The organism is Cytobacillus oceanisediminis (assembly GCF_004366035.1).
GTDB lineage: Bacteria > Bacillota > Bacilli > Bacillales > Cytobacillaceae > Cytobacillus > Cytobacillus oceanisediminis_C.
In genome coordinates, this window is the sequence record NZ_SOEE01000003.1 from 60,607 (window position 1) to 83,271 (window position 22,665).

At 40.8% G+C, this 22,665-nt stretch carries 20 protein-coding genes; 18 read left to right on the forward strand and 2 right to left on the reverse strand.

What is annotated here, in order from left to right; genetic code table 11:
- The first annotated feature begins 157 nt into the window (after positions 1-157).
- The 11 genes from DFO72_RS08620 (at position 158) to DFO72_RS08665 (ending at position 12,736) form a co-directional block, all read left to right on the forward strand.
- Complete coding sequence (locus tag DFO72_RS08620; protein ID WP_113881302.1) at positions 158-1,897, forward strand: serine hydrolase domain-containing protein; 1,740 nt, start codon at positions 158-160, stop codon at positions 1,895-1,897.
- 69 nt (positions 1,898-1,966) lie between these two features.
- Entirely contained in the window at positions 1,967-4,081 is a 2,115-nt protein-coding gene (locus DFO72_RS08625) for a glycoside hydrolase family 3 protein (RefSeq protein WP_113881303.1), read from the forward strand.
- Between the two features lie 164 nt (positions 4,082-4,245).
- Positions 4,246-5,505, forward strand: a complete 1,260-nt coding sequence (locus tag DFO72_RS08630; protein WP_113881304.1) for an exo-beta-N-acetylmuramidase NamZ family protein — start codon at positions 4,246-4,248, stop codon at positions 5,503-5,505.
- 145 nt (positions 5,506-5,650) lie between these two features.
- Entirely contained in the window at positions 5,651-7,027 is a 1,377-nt protein-coding gene (gene nagE, locus DFO72_RS08635) for an N-acetylglucosamine-specific PTS transporter subunit IIBC (protein ID WP_113881305.1), read from the forward strand.
- A gap of 294 nt (positions 7,028-7,321) precedes the next feature.
- Positions 7,322-7,462 (forward strand): hypothetical protein, encoded by a 141-nt coding sequence (locus DFO72_RS29395; protein WP_019381191.1) that lies wholly within the window; start codon positions 7,322-7,324, stop codon positions 7,460-7,462.
- A gap of 147 nt (positions 7,463-7,609) precedes the next feature.
- A complete protein-coding gene (locus tag DFO72_RS08640) occupies positions 7,610-8,065 on the forward strand; it encodes a hypothetical protein (protein WP_113881306.1) in 456 nt (151 codons plus the stop codon).
- Positions 8,066-8,177: 112 nt separating this feature from the next.
- Positions 8,178-8,519 (forward strand): nuclear transport factor 2 family protein, encoded by a 342-nt coding sequence (locus DFO72_RS08645; RefSeq protein ID WP_113881307.1) that lies wholly within the window; start codon positions 8,178-8,180, stop codon positions 8,517-8,519.
- A gap of 126 nt (positions 8,520-8,645) precedes the next feature.
- Positions 8,646-9,521, forward strand: a complete 876-nt coding sequence (locus DFO72_RS08650) for a carbon-nitrogen hydrolase family protein (RefSeq protein ID WP_113881308.1) — start codon at positions 8,646-8,648, stop codon at positions 9,519-9,521.
- Between the two features lie 3 nt (positions 9,522-9,524).
- The gene (locus DFO72_RS08655) at positions 9,525-10,193 is read left to right on the forward strand and encodes a GNAT family N-acetyltransferase (protein WP_113881309.1); all 669 of its coding nucleotides are present in this window, start codon (positions 9,525-9,527) and stop codon (positions 10,191-10,193) included.
- Positions 10,194-10,213: 20 nt separating this feature from the next.
- The gene (locus DFO72_RS08660; RefSeq protein ID WP_113881310.1) at positions 10,214-10,885 is read left to right on the forward strand and encodes a GNAT family N-acetyltransferase; all 672 of its coding nucleotides are present in this window, start codon (positions 10,214-10,216) and stop codon (positions 10,883-10,885) included.
- Positions 10,886-11,377: 492 nt separating this feature from the next.
- The gene (locus tag DFO72_RS08665) at positions 11,378-12,736 is read left to right on the forward strand and encodes an LVIVD repeat-containing protein (RefSeq protein ID WP_113881311.1); all 1,359 of its coding nucleotides are present in this window, start codon (positions 11,378-11,380) and stop codon (positions 12,734-12,736) included.
- Positions 12,737-13,001: 265 nt separating this feature from the next.
- Here DFO72_RS08665 and DFO72_RS29400 read toward each other — a convergent pair whose 3' ends face one another.
- Positions 13,002-13,190: a hypothetical protein gene (locus tag DFO72_RS29400; protein ID WP_166672442.1), complete on the reverse strand. Its 189-nt coding sequence runs from the start codon at positions 13,188-13,190 to the stop codon at positions 13,002-13,004.
- Between the two features lie 280 nt (positions 13,191-13,470).
- Here DFO72_RS29400 and fdhF point away from each other — a divergent pair, with 280 nt between their 5' ends.
- The 4 genes from fdhF (at position 13,471) to DFO72_RS08690 (ending at position 18,448) form a co-directional block, all read left to right on the forward strand.
- Entirely contained in the window at positions 13,471-16,428 is a 2,958-nt protein-coding gene (gene fdhF / locus DFO72_RS08675; RefSeq protein WP_113881312.1) for a formate dehydrogenase subunit alpha, read from the forward strand.
- The gene (locus tag DFO72_RS08680; protein ID WP_113881313.1) at positions 16,421-16,987 is read left to right on the forward strand and encodes a DUF1641 domain-containing protein; all 567 of its coding nucleotides are present in this window, start codon (positions 16,421-16,423) and stop codon (positions 16,985-16,987) included. Before fdhF ends, DFO72_RS08680 begins: the two co-directional genes overlap by 8 nt.
- Positions 16,988-17,211: 224 nt before the next feature.
- Positions 17,212-18,108, forward strand: a complete 897-nt coding sequence (locus tag DFO72_RS08685; protein ID WP_113881314.1) for an HD domain-containing phosphohydrolase — start codon at positions 17,212-17,214, stop codon at positions 18,106-18,108.
- Positions 18,109-18,124: 16 nt separating this feature from the next.
- The gene (locus DFO72_RS08690) at positions 18,125-18,448 is read left to right on the forward strand and encodes an 8-amino-7-oxononanoate synthase (protein WP_113881315.1); all 324 of its coding nucleotides are present in this window, start codon (positions 18,125-18,127) and stop codon (positions 18,446-18,448) included.
- Positions 18,449-18,588: 140 nt separating this feature from the next.
- Here DFO72_RS08690 and fdhD read toward each other — a convergent pair whose 3' ends face one another.
- Positions 18,589-19,386: a formate dehydrogenase accessory sulfurtransferase FdhD gene (fdhD, locus tag DFO72_RS08695; RefSeq protein WP_113881316.1), complete on the reverse strand. Its 798-nt coding sequence runs from the start codon at positions 19,384-19,386 to the stop codon at positions 18,589-18,591.
- Between the two features lie 182 nt (positions 19,387-19,568).
- On the opposite strand from fdhD, the gene DFO72_RS08700 reads away from it, so the two are divergent.
- The 3 genes from DFO72_RS08700 to DFO72_RS08710 all read left to right on the forward strand — a co-directional run bounded on the left by DFO72_RS08700 (position 19,569) and on the right by DFO72_RS08710 (position 22,619).
- Positions 19,569-19,928: a DUF2294 domain-containing protein gene (locus DFO72_RS08700; RefSeq protein WP_113881317.1), complete on the forward strand. Its 360-nt coding sequence runs from the start codon at positions 19,569-19,571 to the stop codon at positions 19,926-19,928.
- Positions 19,929-20,277: 349 nt separating this feature from the next.
- On the forward strand, positions 20,278-21,567 hold the full coding sequence (locus DFO72_RS08705; RefSeq protein WP_113881318.1) for a coiled-coil domain-containing protein: 1,290 nt from the start codon (positions 20,278-20,280) through the stop codon (positions 21,565-21,567).
- Positions 21,568-21,926: 359 nt separating this feature from the next.
- Positions 21,927-22,619 (forward strand): FadR/GntR family transcriptional regulator, encoded by a 693-nt coding sequence (locus DFO72_RS08710; protein ID WP_113881319.1) that lies wholly within the window; start codon positions 21,927-21,929, stop codon positions 22,617-22,619.
- Positions 22,620-22,665: the final 46 nt, after the last annotated feature.

Genomic DNA, 22,665 nt, shown 5'->3' on the forward strand with positions numbered 1-22,665 from the left:
CTAAATTTTCAGAACAGTCAAAAAGAACTATCGATTTAATTAAATATATGGAAGTTTTTAACTAGAACAGGACTTATGTGGTATAGACAACTATACTCTATCTCTATTAATCTTACAGTATGTAAACCCTTTCAAACATAAAGGAGGTTATTGGCTGATGAAAGTTCATAAAATTAAAGGAGGCAGTATGAAAAATAAAACCAAGCTTGTTGCGCTATCTGCAGCACTTAGCACATCACTCTTTATTCCGGCAGCATATCCGGTATCTGCGCAGAGCGCGGAAGGAGTTAAGCCAACAATGGAAATGAAGAATAATAAAGATGTGAAATACAAAATTCATCCGATTTTTTCATGGGATCGCCCTGGGCCGATTTCCCCTATTCTTCATCCAGGTTCAGCGGCGGGAGCTGGAATGGTTCAGCAACCGCTCAATGAAATCGATCCACTTATGGAAGAGATGATTTCAGAAGGAGTAATGCCGGGTGCTGTCACTTTTGTAGCAAGGCGGGGCCATATTGTCAAACATGATGCATACGGATATTCCTACCGCTATACGGATGATAAATTCACTGAAGCGCAGAATCCGATTGAAATGACGGAAGATACAATCTTTGATCTGGCTTCAATCAGTAAGATTTTTACAACGACTGCTGCGATGATATTGTATGATGATGGCCGCTTTCAACTGGATGATCCTGTTGCGAAATATATCCCCGAGTTTGCTGAAAACGGCAAGGAAAATGTAACAATTCGCCAGCTGATGACACATACTTCAGGTTTTACTGCATGGATTCCTTTATATTCACAAGGAAGCAGCAGAAATGATCGCATGCAAATCGTTTTTAAATATCCATTGGCCAATGAACCGGGTGAAGCGTATACATATAGCGATTTGAATATGATTACACTCGGTGCACTAATCGAACGCCTTTCAGGACAAAGCCTGGATGAGTTTGTGAAAAACCGCATAGCCAAGCCCCTCGGTATGAAGGATACGATGTATAATCCTCCTGAATCTTTGAAACATCGGATTGCAGCCACGGAATATCAGCCTGCTATCGGCAGGGGCCTAGTCTGGGGGGAAGTTCATGATGAAAATGCCTGGTCCCTTGATGGCGTTGCCGGACATGCAGGTGTCTTTTCCACTGCATCCGATCTTGCTAAACTTGCCCATATGTATGTGAATGATGGGCGTTATGGCAGCAAGCGGATTTTAAAGGAAGAGACGGTGAAAATGCTGATTCAAAACCAGATTCCCCAATTTCCCGGTGATGATCATGGACTTGGCTGGGAGCTTGGTCAGGGATGGTTCATGGATGCTTTATCAGAGGGAACATCGCTTGGGCATACAGGGTACACTGGAACATCCATTGTAATAAACCGGAATAATGGCACGATTGCGATTCTCTTAACAAATCGTGTCCATCCATCAAGAAATACAGTTACAACGAATATTGCAAGGCGAGGATTTGCAAGACAAGTAGCAGATTCCATTCCTGTTGCAATCCCTGGAAAAGGAGATGCCTGGTTCTCAGGATATGGAGATAAAATTCAACATAATTTAACGGCAAAAATGGATCTCGAAGAAGAGGCGGTCCTGTCGTTTGATACCTGGTACAGAACTGAAAACAATGCGGATATGGCCTTTGTAGAGGTCTCAGAGGATGGCGTCAATTGGACACAGGCGGCACAGCCATTAACAGGCAGCAGCATCGATTGGAAAAACGAAAAACTAACGATTCCTGCAGAAACCTCCCACATTCGATTCCGATACCAGACAGACAGTACAGTAAACGGAAGAGGCTGGTATGTTGATAATGTAAAACTCAGGCTTTCAGATGGCCAAACAGTGACACCTGCCTTCTCAGGAAACGGGTGGAAAAAAAGAAATTACTAGCATTCGATTTTTTAGTGAAAAGTAAGCTTAAGTGCATATGAAATAAATGCAGTAAGGACGGTGGAAGAAATGGTTAAAGCCCGTAAATTAATGTTCATTTCCCTTCTCGCAATTACACTTGCCGTTTCACAGTTATGGATCGGAGGAACCTTGAAGCAAGCATCTGCAGAAAGTGCAGCAAAGGATTTAATCATCCTTCAGAATGTGCCTGAAGTCAGCACAGAGAATAGTGGAGATGCATTTCAATTAAAGGCGCTTCATGTATATAAAGAAGGACATTTCATGGGAGTTTCAGATGGTGTGAAATGGAAATCTTCAAATAAAAATGTTGCAGCAGTTGATCAGGCTGGGAATATCACCTTAATGGGGAAGCCCGGAAAAACATTCATTAGTGTAACAGACGGAGTATATAAGGACCGTATTGCACTTCAAATAAAACCTGATGGCAAAAAGCACAGCAATAGCAAGCCAGTTTTTAAAGTGAAAATCATTAAGGAGCATGGGAAACGGTATGATCTCATTAGCCGAGCAGTGAAAAACATGTCCATTGAAGAGAAGGTCGGCCAGATGCTGATGCCTGATTTCCGCACCTGGAAGGGACAAAATGTCACTGAAATGCTGCCGGAAATTGAGAAGCTGGTAAAAGAATATCATCTTGGAGGGGTCATTTTATTCCGTGAAAATGTAGTGACAACAGAACAGACAGCCACACTGGTTTCAGACTATCAGAAAGCTGCCGATAAATTCGGCTTATTGATGACGATTGACCAGGAAGGCGGAATTGTTACACGTCTTCAATCAGGAACGGACATGCCTGGCAATATGGCATTAGGAGCTGCCCGTTCTGAGGAAATTTCCCGAAAGGTAGGCAAGGCGATTGGAGAGGAACTTGCATCACTAGGCATTAATATGAACTTTGCACCTGTCATGGATGTAAATAATAATCCCGACAATCCGGTAATTGGCGTTCGTTCATTTGGTGAGGACCCGCAGCTTGTCGCTGACATGGGTGTTGCTTATACCGAAGGATTGCAATCAGCTGGTGTTGCCGCTACTGCAAAGCATTTTCCCGGACATGGAGATACAGCAGTAGACTCACATCTTGGATTGCCTGAAGTACCACATGACAAAGAACGTCTAAAAAAAGTTGAATTGTACCCTTTTCAAAAGGGAATGGAAGCAGGGATTGATGCGATCATGACAGCACATGTTACCTTCCCTAAGATTGATGATACAAAAGCAATCTCGAAAAAAACGGGTGAAAAAATTGCAGTTCCGGCCACTCTTTCCCATAAAGTGCTGACAGAACTTATGAGGGAAGAAATGGGCTATGAGGGTGTCATTACAACAGACGCAATGAATATGAATGCCATCGCGGAACATTTTGGACCAGTTGACGCGGCTATTCGGGCAGTTAAAGCTGGAACAGATATTGTGCTAATGCCTGTTGGACTTCAAGAAGTTGCGGAGGGGCTATTGAATGCTGTGGAGAATGGAGAAATATCAGAAAAACGCATTGAATCATCAGTTGAACGCATTTTAATTCTGAAAATTAAGCGGGGAATAATTAAAGAAGAGACACCACAGCCGATTGATGAAAAAATTGCAAACGCACGTGAGATTGTTGGATCAGAAGAACATAAACAAATAGAAAAAGAAGCAGCTGAACGTTCAGTCACATTGGTTAAAAATGAAAGAGATGCACTGCCGTTACAATTATCTGCTGAAGATAAAATTGTCGTTGTCGGCAATACGTATATTGCAGACTTAAAGAACGCAATCACCAAGTTTCATGCAAACACAACGGTCATCCAGACCTCAAGCTTTGCATTAACGGAAGAACAAAAGCAGCAAATCAGGAATGCCAGTGCAGTTATTGTGGGCTCCTATACGTTTAATGTTTCAGGCCGCTCACCGGACAGCGCTCAGATGAAAATGGTTAATTCCATCATTGCGGAATCAGAAGCTCCAGTCATTTCGGTTGGCATCCGTAACCCATATGACATCATGGCTTATCCGGAAGTTGATGCCTACATTGCACAATACGGATTCAGGACGGCAAGCTTTGATGCATCTGCAGGAGTTGTTTTTGGCCAGGTAAATCCTTCAGGTAAATTGCCTGTAACAATTCCGGGTACAGATGGCAGTATATTATATGAATTTGGCCATGGATTGAGCTATTAGGCACTCTGCTATTTATGAATAGGAGAGGGTACAGGAAGCCTAAGGGATTTGAGCGTACCTTCAATCTTAAGAATTTGAGAATTGTCTTGCTCCAGGGCCTTCCCCCTCGAGGTTTAGGGGGTGGGCAGGGAGCTTCCGCTTTTCTGATCAAGGAGGGAATATATATGAAGAAATGGTTTATGGGATTTTTGACAATGATTCTCGTACTTTCTTCTTTAACAGTTGTGCTTGCAGATAACGGCAATGGCAAAGGAAAAGGCAAGAAAAAGAAATTCGAGCTTGGAGTTGAAGTTCTTTTAGATGATAAGAAGGATCTCATAGAAGGGAAAAGAGTGGGCTTAATCACAAACCCGACTGGGGTAGACCAGAATTTAAACAGCATTGTCGATATTCTGCACAATGATCCCGATGTGGAGTTAACAGCTTTATATGGCCCGGAACATGGAGTACGCGGAAGTGCACAGGCGGGAGAATACGTTGAGTATTATATCGATGAAAAGACAGGGCTTCCTGTTTACAGCTTATACGGAAAAACCAAAAAGCCTACACCTGAAATGCTGGAAAATATAGACGTGCTTCTGTTTGATATCCAGGATGTTGGAACACGTTTTTACACGTATATTTACACAATGGCATATGCGATGGAAGCAGCAAAAGAAAACAATATCCCTTTTATCGTGCTGGACAGGCCAAACCCTCAAGGTGGAACAAAGGTTGAAGGACCAGTCCTCGATATGAAGTATTCCTCATTTGTGGGGAATTATTCGATCCCGCTCCGGCATGGGATGACTGTAGGTGAACTGGCCGAATTATTCAATGATGAGTTCGAAATTGGTGCAGATTTAACTGTTGTCAAAATGAATGGCTGGAAGCGAAATATGTATTATGATGACACCAGCCTTCCGTTTGTCATGCCGTCTCCAAATATGCCCACTTTAGAAACTGCTTTAGTATATCCGGGAGCTGCATTGATTGAAGGGACGAATGTTTCTGAGGGGCGCGGAACAACGAAGCCGTTTGAATTAATTGGAGCACCATTTATAAACTCTGATGAATTGGCTGGACATTTGAACAGTCTGAATCTTCCAGGGGTAACCTTCAGAGCTGCTTCGTTTACACCAAGCTTCTCTAAGCATGCAGGACAGCTTTCCCATGGGATTCAGATTCATGTTACACATCGCGATGCATTCAAGCCTGTCGAGACCGGACTTCATATTGTAAAGGCGATCCATGATATGTATCCGGAAGACTTCGAATTCCGTGCAGAGAACAGTGCAGGGATTTCATTCTTTGACAATCTGATGGGCAATGGCTGGGTCCGTGAAGACATTGAGGAAGGGAAGCCAGTTGAAGAAATCTCCTCCAAATGGCAGAAAGAATTAAAACAATTCAAAAAGACACGTGAGGAATATTTACTCTATTAAACTCGAGGAAAGAACTTGGCGGCAAAATGCCCCAGGTTCTTTTTTTATTATATGGCGGGTCGGCATAATACTGATGGTGCCTGGTACTGAATTATAAAGCCTGTTCATATTATGTAATAATCCATGCAGAAAGAGGTGTGTAAAAATGTTGGGGTTTTTACAAAGGATTGGCAAGTCTTTAATGCTGCCGATTGCAGTCATGCCTGCTGCTGCACTTTTGCTTAGGCTGGGACAGGATGATCTTTTAGGCATTCCGTTTATATCTGCAGCCGGGAATGCTGTGTTTGGACATTTGGCTCTCTTGTTTGCCATCGGGATTGCCATCGGTTTTTCTAAGGATGGCAGCGGGGCCGCTGCCCTCGCAGGTGCAGTGGGTTATTTTGTGCTGACTGAAGGTGCCGCGGCGATAAACGAAACGGTCAATATGGGTGTTTTTGGGGGAATCATTTCCGGTATTATTGCAGGGCTATTATACAATAAATATCATGATATTAGGCTGCCGGAATGGCTTGGTTTCTTTGGAGGAAAACGGTTTGTGCCAATTATCACATCACTTGTAATGATTGTTATTGCATTTTTGTTCGGGTATGTGTGGCCTCCGGTCCAGGCAGGCATTAACGGTGTGGGCGATTGGATTATTGGTGCAGGTGCCGCAGGTGTTGGAGTCTTCGGATTCCTCAACCGATTATTAATCCCAGTTGGGCTCCATCATATTTTGAACACGCTTGTCTGGTTTGAGTTTGGGGAATTTACTAATGCAGCCGGTGATGTCATTAAAGGTGACTTATGGCGCTTCCTTGCAAAAGATCCATCTGCAGGAATTTTCATGACAGGATTCTTCCCGATCATGATGTTTGGTCTGCCGGGTGCTGCTTTTGCCATGGTTGCAGCAGCTAAAAAGGAAAGAAGGAAAGCAGTGGCAGGTGCAATGGCAGGACTTGCATTTACTTCCTTCCTGACCGGTATTACAGAACCGATTGAATTCTTATTTATGTTCTTATCACCGGTACTATATTTTATACATGCTATTTTAACGGGTTTGGTTATGTCCATCTCCTATGCGCTGGATATTCACCATGGTTTCGGGTTCTCAGCAGGCGCCCTGGATTATTTTCTAAACTTCGGCATTGCCCAGAAGCCAGTACTGCTTGCTGGAATTGGTCTCCTCTATGGTCTGCTGTATTTTGTGGTTTTCTATTTCCTAATCAAGAAACTGGATTTAAAAACGCCGGGAAGGGAAGATGAAATTGAAGGTGAATTTGAAGGGAATTTCGCTATAAAAGGCAACTATGCTGAAGCTGCTGATGCTTATCTGGAGGCTTTGGGCGGCAGAGAAAATCTTGAAGAAATCGATAATTGTGTAACCCGCCTTCGTTTAAAGGTAAAAGATATAGCCCTGATTGATGAAGGGCATTTAAAACAGCTGGGGGCAAAAGGGGTAATAAAGCTCAGCAAAACCAGTCTTCAGGTTATTGTTGGAACGGATGTTGAATTTCTGGCAAATGAATTGAAAAAGAAGTAAATGATAGGCTGGCTCTCTGTCACGGGGGCCAGCTTTTGTTACATATAGTTATATAGTTTTACATGAATGCCTCAAACTCCCCTTAGAACTGATGAAAAAATCATAATTCTAATAGCTTCGCAGTAAAATTTTAAATATTTATATGATGGCCCTTTTTTCGAAAGTGTTATCCCCCATGGAATAGCGCCCTTTTTTTTCAGTACAGGATAGTAGTTTAAGCATGTCCAAATCTTAAACATAACATGTCTACGTAAGGGTTCCCTTGCTAAATGACTTTAAAGGGGGGATATCATCATGGTAGAACCATTAACGGTGTTAATTGTCATTCTTTTAGCCGTTGTATTGCTTTTGGCAAGTATTCTCGTACCTTCAGCAGAAGGTGCCATCGTGGAGGCTATTTGCAGCCTTTTGGGATGCTCCGCAAATGACGCTTAAAGCCAAATTACAAAAACCCTGGAATATTTCCAGGGTTTTTCATATAAAAAAAATCCATAAAATCTTTTAATCTTGTATGTTTGTCTATTCCAAATATAGTGCAGTTTCATAGAATAGTGAGTGAAAACGAAGAAGGACGGGATAAATATGGAGGAAAATAAACCAGAACAGCAGAATTCATCTGAAAAACCGGCAAACATTCCAAATGGTTATAATTCTGATGCTGTAGAAAAACTAGCAGCAACCTTACTGAAGGATAAAAATAATATCAATTTCGGATCTTTATTTAAAATGGCCAATAAGATTTTGAAGGATGATTCCCTTATGGGACTGGTCGCAGAAATCTCCCAAAAGCCGCCTGAAGATAAAGATGGAGCAGATATCGAAGAGATTCCAGACACCGAAAATAGTGAACTCGTTTCCTTGCAAAAAGAAATGGAGGCAATAAGGTCCGAATTAAAAACAACCCGAAAAGAGGTAGCTGAATTAAAGAAACAGAACGCTTCCCTCTTAAGCCTCTATTTAAAAGTACTCAATGCAGCAAACAATGATTTTAAAAAAGGTATTGGGCTTATATCAGGATTAAGCAAATTATTAAAATAGAGACTTAAGGCATTACTTTTACGAGTAATGCTTTTTTTCTGGCACAAAACCAGACCGGCATGCCATAAATCCTTAGGATAGAAAGAAAAACATTGGAAAGACGGCGGCCCATTTGAAAGAAATAACAGGAAGGCTAGCTCAGCAGCAGCTGGATACTTATAACCAGCAGAACATTGATGAATTTTTGGGGGTATATAGTGATAATGTAACAGTTATAACATTCCCTGGGGACGAGGTTATGTATAGGGGAAAAGAAAAAATGGGGGAGAGGTACAGCCAGCTTTTTAAAAACAATCCTAATCAGCATGCTGAGCTGATTTCCAGAATGGTAAAAGGAAATATAGTGATTGATTATGAATATGTTACTGGAAGGGCGAACGGACAGTCTATTTATGCAATAGCGATGTATGAAATTAAAGAAGATAAAATTCAAAAAGTCTGGTTTGTAAAATAAAATAGTGTTAATTAAAAAATTTCGTAATCCGATTAAAAAAGTATTGTGCTATGCAGGAAAATCATTGATAATTTTTTAAAGATAGAGTGAAACTCATCTATACATTTTCTGATGAGGGGGAGTATATTGAAAATTCGTGTATCCGCTGTGCAGTATCATCTGCACACCATTCGTTCATTTGAAGAGTTTGCCAGTCAATGTGAGCATTACATTAAAACTGCCCAGGAGTTCGGATCGGAGTTTGTCTTATTTCCTGAATTTTTTACCACACAGCTTTTGTCCATAGGAAGCGAGCAGGGGACAAGTCTGACGATTAATGAATTGCCTGGTTTTACAGAGCAGTATAAAATGCTATTTTCCAATTTTGCTAAAGATACAAAAATGCATATAATCGGCGGTACACACGTTATTAACAGAGATGGCCGCCTTTACAATGCCGCTCATTTATTTTATCCGGATGGGCGGATCGAAGAACAGGCTAAACTGCATATCACTCCTACTGAAGTCCATGAGTGGAATATGTCACCTGGCGAAGGCCTCCGAGTATTCGATACAGATAAAGGCAGAATAGCCATTCTGACATGCTATGATATTGAGTTTCCGGAAATCGTCCGTATGGCAAAAGCAAAAGGAGCAGATGTTATTTTCTGTCCTTCCTGCACAGACGACCGGCATGGTTTCCACCGTGTCCGCTATACAAGCCATGCAAGAGCTATTGAGAATCAGGTTTATGTTGTGGTCACAGGAACAATCGGTTCCCTGCCTACTGTCGACTTTATGCGTGCCAATATCGGCCAGGCAGCCGTCATTACACCGAATGATATTCCATTTCCGCCAAAGGGGATTATGGTGGAAGGCGAGTTGAATGACGATATGATTGTGACTGCCGATCTTGACCTTAGCCTTTTATATGAAGTACGCGAACGCGGTTCTGTTACGACTTGGCGCGACCGCAGAACTGATTTGTATGTAGACTGGGAAAAAGAAAATATCGAAGGATGAAAAATGGCATATAGAAGCGAATTTTATGTGTTTGACGGGGATAAGCCGGTGCCAGCTGTAATCAGGAATTACACTAAAGCGGATTTTGATCAGTTAATTGACATTCAGGCAGAATGCTTTCCGCCGCCTTTTCCTTCAGATTTATGGTGGAATAAGGAGCAATTAACTAACCATGTGGAACTCTTTCCGGATGGCGCACTATGCATCGAGGTTGAAGGAGTATTAGCAGGGTCTTTAACCGGGCTGATTGTTGATTTTGATCCCTCACACCCAGAACATACATGGGAAGAAATAACCGATAGCGGATATATTCGCAATCATAGTCCTCATGGCAAAACATTATATATTGTTGATATAAGTGTCCGCCCCAAGTTCCGAAAACTTGGGCTGGGCAAATTAATGATGCAGGCTATGTATCAGGTTGTCATAAGCCTGGGTCTCGATCGCTTGCTTGGAGGGGGGCGAATGCCTGGCTACCATAAATTCGCCCATGATTTGTCTGCCCAGGAATATCTTCAGCAATTGATCGATGGGAGAAAGAAAGATCCGGTTATCACATTTTTGCTAAGGTGCGGCCGAACTCCGCTTACTGTTGCAGAAAATTATTTAGAAGATGAAGAGTCACTTAATTACGGTGCCTTAATGGAGTGGAAGAATCCATTTAAGGTTTAAGCGGCAAAGGAGATAGTACATTGGAATATATCAGAATTACGAGTATTCATGATCCGCTTTTTGTTAAAATGCATGAGTTAATGAAAGAAGTCTTTCCTCCTGAAGAAGTACTTGAGTTTGAATTGTGGAAGGAACCTCTTGAAGATTCGGGAATTCGTGTGTTTGCGGCTGTTCATGAAGGTGATGTGGTTGGTGCTACCGAATATCGCTACTATCCGCAATGGAATATTGCCATGACTGATTTTACCATCATTGGCCGTCAGGGCCTAAGCCTTGGCCGTTTCCTTGCACGAAATCGATCAAAGGATCTGGATGAACTAGCCCGCCAAAATGGTAAAGAGCTATTTGGCATGTTTGCAGAAATTTATGATCCTTATGGGATTGAAGACCATGAATTTGGCGGTGCCAAGCCAATGAACCCATTCGTCCGCCGTGAGGTTTTGTCTCATATGGGCTATAAAAAGCTTGATTTTCCTTATCTTCATCCTTCTTGGAAAAACGATGGGGAAGCAGTTAAGGGACTTGACTTTTGCTTCATGCCAGCTGAAGAAGAAATCACAGAAATTCCTTCTGGCTTGGTTATTAATTTCCTTACTGAATATTACGCTGTTCTATCGGCAAAACCGCAGGAGTGGTTTGGAATGATTGATCAGCTGAAGGAAAAAGAGAAAATATCCCTGCTTCCTTTATAATCAGCAGAACGCCCTTGCCTCAAGGGCTGTTTTTTCATTCAATGTTTAGCGGACATACTAAAAAGGTAAAGTATATAAAGTACTGTTTAAACCGAAAAGAGGGATCCGTTCATGGCATTGAAAAGATTAATAAAAGCATTCATTGTAAAAAACGGTGCTTCATTAGTGAAAAAATATGTTGTTCCGGCTGTAAAAAGAAAGTTGAAAAGCAGGAGATAAATTTATTTAGGCATCTTCCATTGGAAGGTGTTTTTCTTTTGTGGGGGTCAAAAGAAATACGCAAAAACTGGCATAATTAGTGTAAACCTCATATTCCAATATTTCACTAGTTATATAGGAGGGAAGAGGATGAGTCATATTTTGTAGAAAATATAGGAGAATTTGCTGATTTTAAAAATTCTGAATTTTCTTTAATATAAAAAATGCAGTATTTCGGGACACTTAAACTTAGCGTACCGACTACATAGCTAAATTATATTAGGGGGAATACATTTGAAAAAGAAAGTTTTAATTAAAACTGCATTAGCGGGAGCTCTTGTCCTATCTGCAGGAGGCCCAGCAGCACTTGCACATGATGAATTCAGCGGAGGTATTGAAAAAGGTGATAGTCTGGCCGGTGTTGAATTAGCTGTTCCATTGCTTGAGGGCAGCAAAAATACAGGTAATCTTCAAGAAGTAGCGTCTGTTCCGCTAAAAGAAGTGAAAGAGGGAGTACAAAATTCATCGGGTGATGTTTATGCGCATAAAGGCTTTGCCTATGTAGGTACACATACCAAAAATGGGGGTGAAGGGGGAGTACGTGTATTTGATATGAAAGAGCCTTCAAATCCTGTAGAAGTGTCGTCATTTGCTCATATTCCAGGGACTTGGCAGGAAAAAGTAATTGTAAAAACTGTTAATACGAAGCACTTTAAAGGTGATTTGGCTGCAGTCAGTGTTCAAAAGGTAGATCGCACCAACCCAAATGCAAAAGGAGGATTTGTATTATATGATGTCACAAACCCTCGGGAACCAAAGGAACTGGGATTCTGGGAAGATACATCGGGGGCAAGGGGAACACATGAACTTTACCTAACCGTTCAAGGAAATAATGTTTATGTGCTGACGGCAAATTGCTATGCCGATCTGTATTCTCATGGTGAAAAAATGGATGTTAATATTGTAGATGTTACAAATCCTTCAACGCCTCAAACAATTTATGAATTTAATCCGCGCAATTATATACCTGAAGTGAACGATGATAATTATGATGGGTATAATTGGACTGATGAAGAAGGAATTCAAAGGGCAGCGTTTGCTCATAGCGTTAAAACAGATGGAACTGGGAAAACAGCTTTCCTTTCGTACTGGGATTTAGGAACAATCATGCTTGATATTAGTGATGCCAAAAATCCAGTTTATCTGGGCAGGACCGATTTCGCCAATGATGTTCAGGGAGCAGCCCATTCGATGGATTTAGCTAAAGGAGGAAATGTCCTTATAGAGACAAGGGAGGTGTTTGGCCCAACCAGAGAGGGCTTTGAGAGTGCATACGGCTACACAATGATTTATGATATCAAAGATAAGACAGATCCAAAGCTTCTAAGCACTTTTAGAACCGACTTTACTGAGAAGATTCCAGGAGGAGCAACGGTCCATGATCCAAAGGTTCAGGGGAACACATTATATCTCTCACATTATGCTGGGGGTGTAAGAACAGTTGATATTACAGACCCGTCCAATCCGGAAGAAATTGGTGTCTATATTCCAAGCAAATCTAACATTTGGGGTGTATTCGTAGACCGCAATTATGTACTTGCATCCGATATGGGTTCTGGATTGAAAGTTCTGCAGAAAAACGGCAGCCAATAATATTTAAAAAACAGGAGTCCCGAAGAAGGCTCCTGTTTTTTTGATATCTCCTAAATAAAGGACGGATAATGATTAACTATTGACCTGACAAGAAGATTTTTTGAAACTAAAGCCAACTAACTTTATCATTTAAATTCTAAACTACAGAGTTATTTTTGTTATCAGCTTTCATTTTTCTCGCCCAAACGGTATAGCTGAAGCTGATGGCAAAATCTATTGCAAGTACCAATGTCCATATTCTTGCTAATCCTTTGAGACTCCCGGTTTACTGAAGATTGCCAATGTAAAGGATCATAGCCATTAATAAAATCAAACCAATTATCCATGCGAGAAGATGCCTATACCATCCGATTCTTTCTCTCCCGGCATGTTCCCTGCCGTATTTAGCAAGCTTTTCAGGTTTTGGACCGTTTCCGAACTTATAGGCAAACCTTTCGTCTGCCCATTGAATCATAGGTTTTCCATAGGCGGTCTAGCCCTACATGCAGTAATGAAACCAGATCAATTTGATGAAGAAAAAATGAGAGTGATTCTTAGAAATCATTTGTTATCATTGCGAAAAAAATAATTGTGTTAAGGCGGCTGAATTTACAGCCGTTTTTTTTTGTGCTCCTTATGATTATTGTTATTAGCATGCCTGGAGTTATCTGCCAATATCATTAACTAAACGTTTAACTTTTTCTTACAAGGGTAGTGAAAATCTAAGAAACCGATTCATTGAAAGGATGATTTAATTGCCAGCATCTCTCAATATAAAGATAAATGGTATAGAAATGAATGCAAAGCAGGATCAAACTGTTTTGCAATTATTGAATGATAGTTCGATTGAGATTCCTCAGGTTTGCTTCCATCCGAGCCTGGGTGCAATCGAAACCTGTGATACCTGTATTGTTTCTGTTAATGGAGAATTCGTACGTTCGTGCTCTACAAAAATTAAAGATGGAGATGTAATCGATACTGTGGATCCTGATGTAAAACAGGCGCAGACCATTGCCATGGATAAGATTCTCTTTAATCATGAACTGTATTGTACTGTTTGCGATTATAACAATGGGGGATGTGAAATACATAATACGGTTAAGGCGATGAAAATTAATCACCAAAGCATCCCATTTGATCAGAAGCCTTATGAGAAGGATGAATCTCATCCCTTTTACAGGTATGATCCCGATCAGTGTATTCTTTGCGGAAGATGTGTGGAAGCCTGCCAGGACGTCCAGGTTACCGAAACCCTTACCATTGACTGGGAGCGGCAAAGACCTAGGGTTATCTGGGATAAGGATGTCCCGATTAACGAGTCTTCCTGCGTATCCTGTGGGCACTGCTCCACTGTTTGTCCATGTAATGCCATGATGGAAAAGGGAATGGAAGGGGAAGCCGGATTTCTGACTGGAATTGCCAAAAACACCCTTCGGCCAATGATTGAAATCACTAAAAATGTTGAAACAGGATATGGATCCATCCTGGCGATATCTGATATGGAAGCAGCCATGCGGGAAGAGAAAATTAAAAAGACCAAAACAGTCTGTACCTATTGCGGTGTCGGCTGCAGCTTTGATGTATGGACAAAGGGCCGGGAAATCCTGAAGGTGGAGCCTCAGGCAGAAGCACCTGCCAACGGAATATCTACATGTGTAAAAGGGAAATTTGGCTGGGACTTTGTGAATAATGAGGAGCGATTAACGAAGCCGCTAATCAGGGAAGGTGATTCATTCCGTGAAGCAGAATGGGACGAAGCATTGGACCTGATTACACGGAAATTCTCAGAAATTAAAGAACAGCATGGCCCAGATGCAATGAGCTTTATTACATCATCAAAATGTACCAATGAGGAATCGTATTTAATGCAGAAACTTGGCAGGGCAGTCATAGGGACAAACAATATCGATAACTGTTCAAGATATTGCCAGACCCCTGCAACTGTAGGGCTATTCCGAACTGTGGGATATGGAGGGGATGCTGGTTCAATTGAAGATATTAAAAACTCCGAATTAGTGCTGATTATTGGTTCCAATACGTCTGAATCCCATCCGGTTCTTTCGACCAGGGTGAAAAGATCCCAGAAACTGAATGGCCAAAAAGTAATTGTAGCTGACTTAAGGGAACATGAAATGGCAGAGCGGTCTGATTTGTTTGTGCGGCCTCGTGCGGGTACGGATATGGTCTGGCTTTCTGCCATTACTAAATACATTATCGACCAGGGATGGGCGGACGAGAAGTTTCTGCAGGAAAAAGTGAATGGCCTTGAAGAATTTGTGTCAAACCTGGAGAAATATACTTTGAAATTTGCAGAAGAAACAACCGGGATATCCATAGACAATTTAATCAAAATGGCAGAAATGATTCATGAAGCCAATAGTGTTTCTGCTTTATGGGCAATGGGTGTCACACAGCATCTTGGAGGCAGTGATACAAGTACAGCCATTTCAAATCTGCTTCTTGTAACAGGAAATTACGCTAAACCTGGTGCAGGTGCGTATCCTTTAAGGGGCCATAATAATGTGCAGGGGGCAGGGGATTTTGGAAGCAGCCCCGATAATTTGCCTGGGTATCAAAAAGTTTCAGACCCTGATGTGAGAAAGAAGTTTGAAAAAGCTTGGGGTGTAAAGCTTCCGGAAAAAGCCGGACTGAATAATCACGAGATGGTAGAAGGGATTCATGAAGGCCAGCTGAAAGCGATGTATCTGAAGGGTGAAGATATGGGGCTAGTGGATTCAAATATCAATTATGTTCAGGCTGCTTTTGAAAAACTTGATTTCTTTGTCGTCCAGGACATTTTCCTTTCCCGTACAGCTGAGTTTGCGGATGTGGTGCTTCCTGCAAGTCCAAGTCTGGAAAAGGAAGGAACATTTACGAACACAGAGAGGAGAATTCAGCGTCTTTACCAGGCATTTGAGCCGCTTGGGGATTCAAAGCCTGACTGGCAAATAATCATTGAAGTAGCTAATCGACTGGGCGCGGGCTGGACATATACCCACCCAAGCGAAATCATGGCCGAAGCTGCTAAGCTTATGCCATTATACGCAGGTGTTACTTATGAAAGATTGGAAGGGTATAAGAGTCTGCAATGGCCGGTGGCTGAGGACGGAACGGATAGCCCGCTCCTGTATACGGAAAGCTTCCCGTTTCCTGATGGCAAAGCAAGACTTTATCCGGTAGATTGGACTCCAGCTCTTGAATTTCCAATTGAATATGATATCCACGTCAATAATGGACGTCTCCTGGAGCATTTCCATGAAGGCAACATGACGTATAAATCAAAAGGAATCAGCTCGAAAACACCGGAAGTCTTCCTGGAAGTATCACCTGATCTTGCCAAAGAGCGGGGCCTGAAGGATGGTACGCTTGTTCGTCTGACTTCACCTTATGGTAATGTTAAAGTTAAATGTCATATAACTGATAGGGTTAAAGGAAAGGAAGTTTACCTTCCTATGAATGATAGAGGCGAAGCCGCCATAAATTTATTAACAAGCAGCTATGCCGATAAGGATACCGATACACCGGCATATAAGGAAACGAAGGTGAAGCTTGAAATTCTGAGTGAAGAAGGCAGCAATCCGCTTCCAAGAATTAATCACCGTTATGGCAACCCGCAGCCGCAAATTGGTGTAAATGTTCAAAAGAAATGGGCAAGAAAAGATTATATTTTCCCGGGAGAAATGGTGAAAAAGGAGCGGAAACAGCATGGCTAAAGCGATTAATAATATCAAGCGTTTTGAGTTAAGCCCTGAGGACAAACGCCAAAAAGACCTGGAAGAAGTGGAAAATGCTCTAATAGATAATAAGGAATCCATTCTTGAACTGCTTACAGCGGTCGGCCATATGCATGATCGGGGAATTCTCTCGTTATTAAATGGTTTGTTTGGACAGGGAGATAAAGTATTGAACGTACTTGTTAAAGCAGTAGATAAACCGGAAGCTACAAATACAATCAAAAACCTGCTGCTTATGGTTGGGACCCTGGGTACCATTAATGTCCAGCAGCTTGAGCCTTTGCTTTTAAAATTAAATTCCGGTGTTGCAAGAGTTGCGGAATATAAAGAAACGGATGAAAAAACAAGCTACTTTGATCTTGTGAAGGCTTTGAAAGATCCAGAAGTCAATCGGGCAGTTACACTTCTGATCACTTTCCTCAAAGGAATGGGAGAAGATACAAGTGCCATGGAAAGGAACACCCAGCTTCCCGAGGACCAGAAAATGCACAAAATGGAAAAAAGTGAAAGAGATGTCCCTCCTAACAAAAGAGAATGACAAAAAGCCAGTGACCCCATTTAAGGTCACTGGTTTTTAATGGGGACGATAAAAACAGGCAAATAGCCTTAAATATTGTCAATATTCTCTTTAATATCAACTAACTAGCAAAATTTTTGTGGAAAAATGGAAAATCATGTACTAGAATGGCAATATAGGAAAGTTTATTAATTTGCCACCCAATACATACATCATTTGCGAAGTATAAGAAAGAGGGTAATAAAGTGGGCATTATAAATGAAGATAGTTTCATTGAAACAGTCCACATGAAAGGTTTGCAAATCTCCTTGATTGCTTCGGGGGATGGGACAGAGGTTATTTATCATAAGCTTGATCCTGGTACAATGTGGGGGATTGAACCCCAAGAAGGCTGGGAAGCACTAGAATATTTATGTGTACTTTCTGGGGAATTAATTCTTAGAAATGGAAATGAAACCAAGAAGATAAAAACAGGGAGTTCTTTTTTCAGGGCACCAGTAGAAGAACATTATGTTTTTGAAGCAGCAGCTACCACTGAATTTCTTTATGTAACTTCAAGACCAGTTTTTTTTCATTATAGTAAGGTAACAAAGGAAATGATGGAATTATCAATATCAATTGAAGAAAAAGATGGATATACTAGAGATCACTGTCAAAGAATAAATAAGCTTTCTATGCTGGTAGGAAAAACACTAGAGTTAGATTCTAAGCAACTAGTAAACTTGAATTTAGCTTCTTTTCTTCATGATGTTGGGAAGTTGCGCATACCTCTGGAAATATTGCAAAAGCCCAGTAAACTCACTCCAGAGGAATGGGAGGTAATGAAGAAACATTCTGCCTTCGGTAGAGAAATACTAGAGGAAACGGGATTGCCACTATTGATAGATGCGGGAAAAGTAGTCGAGCAGCATCATGAAAGATTTGATGGAAATGGTTATCCTCTGGGATTAAAAGGCAGTGAGATTTCTATAGAAGCTTCGATAATTTCGATTATTGATTCGTATGATGCTATTACGACGGATAGAGTATACAAAAAGGGCAGGAGTAAGGAAGAAGCTAAAAAAGAATTATTGAATCACAGTGGAACCATGTATCATCCTGAAATTCTGGATGTTTTCCTGGGGCTTATAGACCAAATTTAAATTTATGGGGGAGAAAATGAAAAAGATTGGGTTTATTTTAATGGCAGTATTCTTAACTGCCGCTATAGGGGTTAAAACAGCAGAGGCTGCATATTTACCGGAGTATGATAAATATGTCGAAGTTTCCTATGAAGATGCAAGGAGAATTGCTGATTTGCTGGGATTGAAAGATGTCCAATTAGGAGAGGAAACAGCACGGTTATCATTTGAAATGCAAGAAAAGTTAATCGCAAAAATTGAAGTGATACTTAAAACAGAGATTGACCATTATTATATATGGTTAACAGTCGATGGACAGCCTGTATTAGGAATTGATCCTCCAGTTCCATTGTATAATTAATTATAAATTGATTTCAGTACGAAATGCCGATCAGAACTTGATTGGCTTTTTTTCTCTAAAAATATTAAAATAAAATGCAAACCAAGATGCGTACAAACACCTTGGTTTGCTATCTATTAATAAATATATTCCTCTTTTTATTAATCTTCCGCCCCTGAAACGATCCTTTCCGGATGAGAATAAACATTAAAAGACTGACCGCGTATAAAGCCAACAGCTGTGATATTAAGATCTTCTGCCAATTTTATGGCCAGATCAGTCGGAGCGGATTTTGATAGAATTATGCCTACTCCGATTTTGGAGGCTTTTAGAAGAACTTCCGAAGAGATTCTGCCGCTGAATGCAATGACTTTATCCCTTACAGGAATCCTGTTTTCAATGCAATACCCAAGGATTTTATCTAGAGCATTATGCCGGCCAATATCTGTTCTGCTGACAATCATTTCATCTGCAGAAAATAAGGCGGCATTATGTACTCCTCCGGTTTCTTGAAAAGTCTGACTGCCATCCTGCAGCTGTTTCATAAATGAGATGCACTGGCTGGGAGACAAGGTCAGCTTTGATGTAGAAGTTCTGGCTGTCCTCGCATCATTGTGAAAATAAAATTGCCTGCTCTTCCCGCAGCATGAACCAATAAACCGTTTGGAGTGGAACTCATGGCTTGCTGTAGAAGTTTGGGTATGTAACTCCACATATGCAAATCCTTTGCTTTCATCTATTTGAATATCTTTGATTTCTTCCATTCTCCTGATGAAGCCTTCAGAAGCCAAAAAGCCGATTGTTAATTCCCGAATATTCTCTGGGCTGCAGACCATTGTTGCGAACTCTTCTCCATTTAGCTGAATTGTGAGAGGGTGTTCGGAAACAATTGAATCTTCTGCATCCTGCAGAACTCCATTCTGAAATCTGACAATTTTTCTGCTGCTTAGAATTTCCATAATTCTTCCTCCTAGAACCTTTCAACTAACAAAATAGTAGCATATAATTTCAGTTAGACAAGAAATTTAGATTGTTTAGTTTGACAATAATTGTATTAATTGATTAACTTATTAAAGTGAAACCTGCATTGGACATGTATAATTGGGATTATACATGAAAATAGGTTAATGAGGGTTGGAATATGAACAAGTATGAAGCAGAATTCAGTAATTTAGTGCGCTCCTTCCGAAAAAAACATATGGGCAAAGGACCTAGCAAAGTTAGGACAACATTCTGCAAACATTGGGCTATATGTGAAATGGAAGGTAATTTATCTCCTGTGGAAAAATTCATAGCAAGTGCAGACGAGGGGAAACAAATGCTTCGGGCTGCCAGAACAGAAATGGTCAAGGAGATGTATAAAAAAAACCGCCCCGCAGAAATGGAAGAATTTTTGCAGGCAAGACTAATTGACCTGTTTGTGGATATAGATATCGAACGGGATTTTGGAATGTCGGTATTTGTGTTCGATCAGGATATCCAAAGCAAGTTTAAGGATTAAAAAGTATTCATTAAAGGCTGAAATCCGGAAGAGTTAATCTGGATTCCAGTCTTTTTTTATTTATTCTGGAATACAGCACACAACTGTCGTTGGATATCTTCTCTCAGTAAAATAGGGAATTATGTCATATATAGGTGGCGAAAAAAGGGGTTTAATGTCACGTTTGAAATATTTTTGTAATATTTCTATAACAAGTCTGTCAAATAAGGATGGTATAATCCTCCATGGAAAGACAAATTTACTAGAGATTTTTATTGTAATCGCTTAAAAAAATAAACATAGATAAATAGTTTTATATTCTTACGGCCAATAAATGACCAAGTACATATTAGAAAGCAGGGTAATTACTTTGAGAAAAAGGCTACTCGTTTTAAATACAACTATTATCCTTGGGCTCGGAAGTGCTTTTTCCATCCCAGGTGTAAATGCTGAATCAATCAATAAGCTAGAAAATCAAAAAAGCCAAATTCAGCAGCAGCGTTCCAGCTTGCAGGACACACTGGCTGAAGCGGATAAGGAATTGGTAAGTGTCCTTAAAGAAATCGCTGAGTTAAATACTAAAATTACTAAAGTTGAAAAGGCGATTGAAGATAATAATAAATTAATAGCAGAAACGCAAACTAAAATTTCCAGCACTAAATCCGAAGTAGATCAATTGAAGGCAGAAATGGCTATCATTGAGGAAAGAATCGAAAAGAGAAGCGCTATCCTAAAACAGCGTGCACAATCTTTTCAGGAAAGCGGCGGAACCGTGGCATATTTAGATGTTCTTCTTGGTGCTTCCAGTTTCAGTGACTTTGTTGACCGTGTCGGAGCAGTAACCACATTTGTTCAGGCAGACAAACAATTAATGGAAGAACAGGAACAGGATAAAAAGGTATTTGAAGAAAAGAAGGCTGCAGTTGAAGAAGAGTTAGCGGGATTAACCAGCATGATGACCGAATTAAAAGGCATGCAGTCCATCATGGAGGAGCAAAAACAGCAAAATAGCTCATTAATCCAGCAGTTAAAAGATAAAGAAAATTCAATTGCAGATAAGAAGGCAAAGCTGCAAAGTGAAGATGTTAAATATGCTTCCATGATTGCTCAAATCGAACAAAGCATTGCGGCGCAAACAGCACCAGCTGCACAGTCAGCTGCTCCGGCATCTGCTTCTTCAGGTCCAGCTTCTGCCAAAAAGCAGACTCCTGCTGCCCAAAAAGTAAAAGGAACAGCAAGCTCTGCTCCAAAGCCAACTGTAAATGGCGGCAGTGCAATCAGCATTGTGACAACTGCAGGTAATAAATATATCGGTAATTCTGTTTATGTGTTTGGGGGCGGCAGAAATGCATATGATATCGCCAATGGAAGATTCGATTGCTCAGGCTTTGTTCACTGGGCTTTCTCCCAGGCTGGAATTAGTGTAGGAGCCAGCACAGATTCTCTTAAATTTGGTGGACGCCAGGTTTCAGCAAGCGAGATGAGAGCTGGGGATCTTGTTTTCTTTGATACTTATAAAAGGGATGGCCATGTAGGCATTTACCTCGGCGGCGGTAAATTCATCGGTTCACAAAGCTCAACGGGTGTTGCGGTTGCAAACATGTCCAGCGGCTATTGGAAAACTAAGTTCAATGGACGAGTTGTACGCGTAATAGAATAGAAAATTTTAAACTGACTTCCATACGAAAACGTGGAAGTCAGTTTTTTTGCTGTTTTCATAAGGTTTGTTGTTTTAGCTCGTAAGCATGAGGGTCGATTTTTACTTCGTGCATATGATTTCAGCGAATGTGTAACTTCTTTATCAGATTTTCTGATACTTTGCCCGGATGGTCCTCTGGTTCGGGCTCGTTTTTCCGGATATCTTCTGCACCTGTCCAAATGAACCCTAGATTCAAATATTAATAAGAATCTTTGATAAATTCTAAATATTTTATTGATTATTATATTTCACCGTGATTTAATAGGAAGTAACATATAACATATCAGATATGTGACGTCTGCAAAGAAGGTGGCAAGAGATTGAATGTAAAAAAGATTTCAACACGAAAAATTTCTGAAATTGCTGCAGAGCAAATTGAAGATATGATTGCCAAAGGATCCTTTAAACCAGGAGAAAAGCTGCCATCAGTAAGAGAGTTATGCGAACTGTTTGGTGTCGGCCGATCCGCTGTCAGGGATGCTCTAACCTCATTGCAGGGCAAAGGAATCGTACATGTGAAACAGGGAGAAGGCACTTATATATCCCGATTTGATTCATCAAAGCTTTTTAAAAGTCCTCATTTGCATCCTGGCATTAAAGATATCCACGAGTTATTCCAGGCAAGAAAAATGGTTGAAACAGGTCTCGCTGAAATGGCAGCCGCCAATCGGTCTGAGGCGGATTTGGCGAAGATGAATAAACTGATTTCCGATGCAGCCATCCATGGATGGGAGGAAGATTATCAGTTTCATATGGCGATTGCCCATGCAGCAGGCAATGATATACTTATCCAATTTGTGCAATTTATATCTGAAACATTGAAAAAATCCATGATCGATTTTCATCAATACCTTCAATCACGGGATGATATCGCAAAAAAGATTGAAGAGCAGCATCTGGGTATCTATTTGTCTATTAAAAATAAGCAGCCGGACCAAGCGCATAAGAATATGATTGAACATTTAGAGCTGGTTGAGAAACTTTTGCAAATGAGTATCGTGCAGGAACGTTAAAGTTTTTTTGAAATTTATTTGAAACATTGTTTGTTATTACGAAACA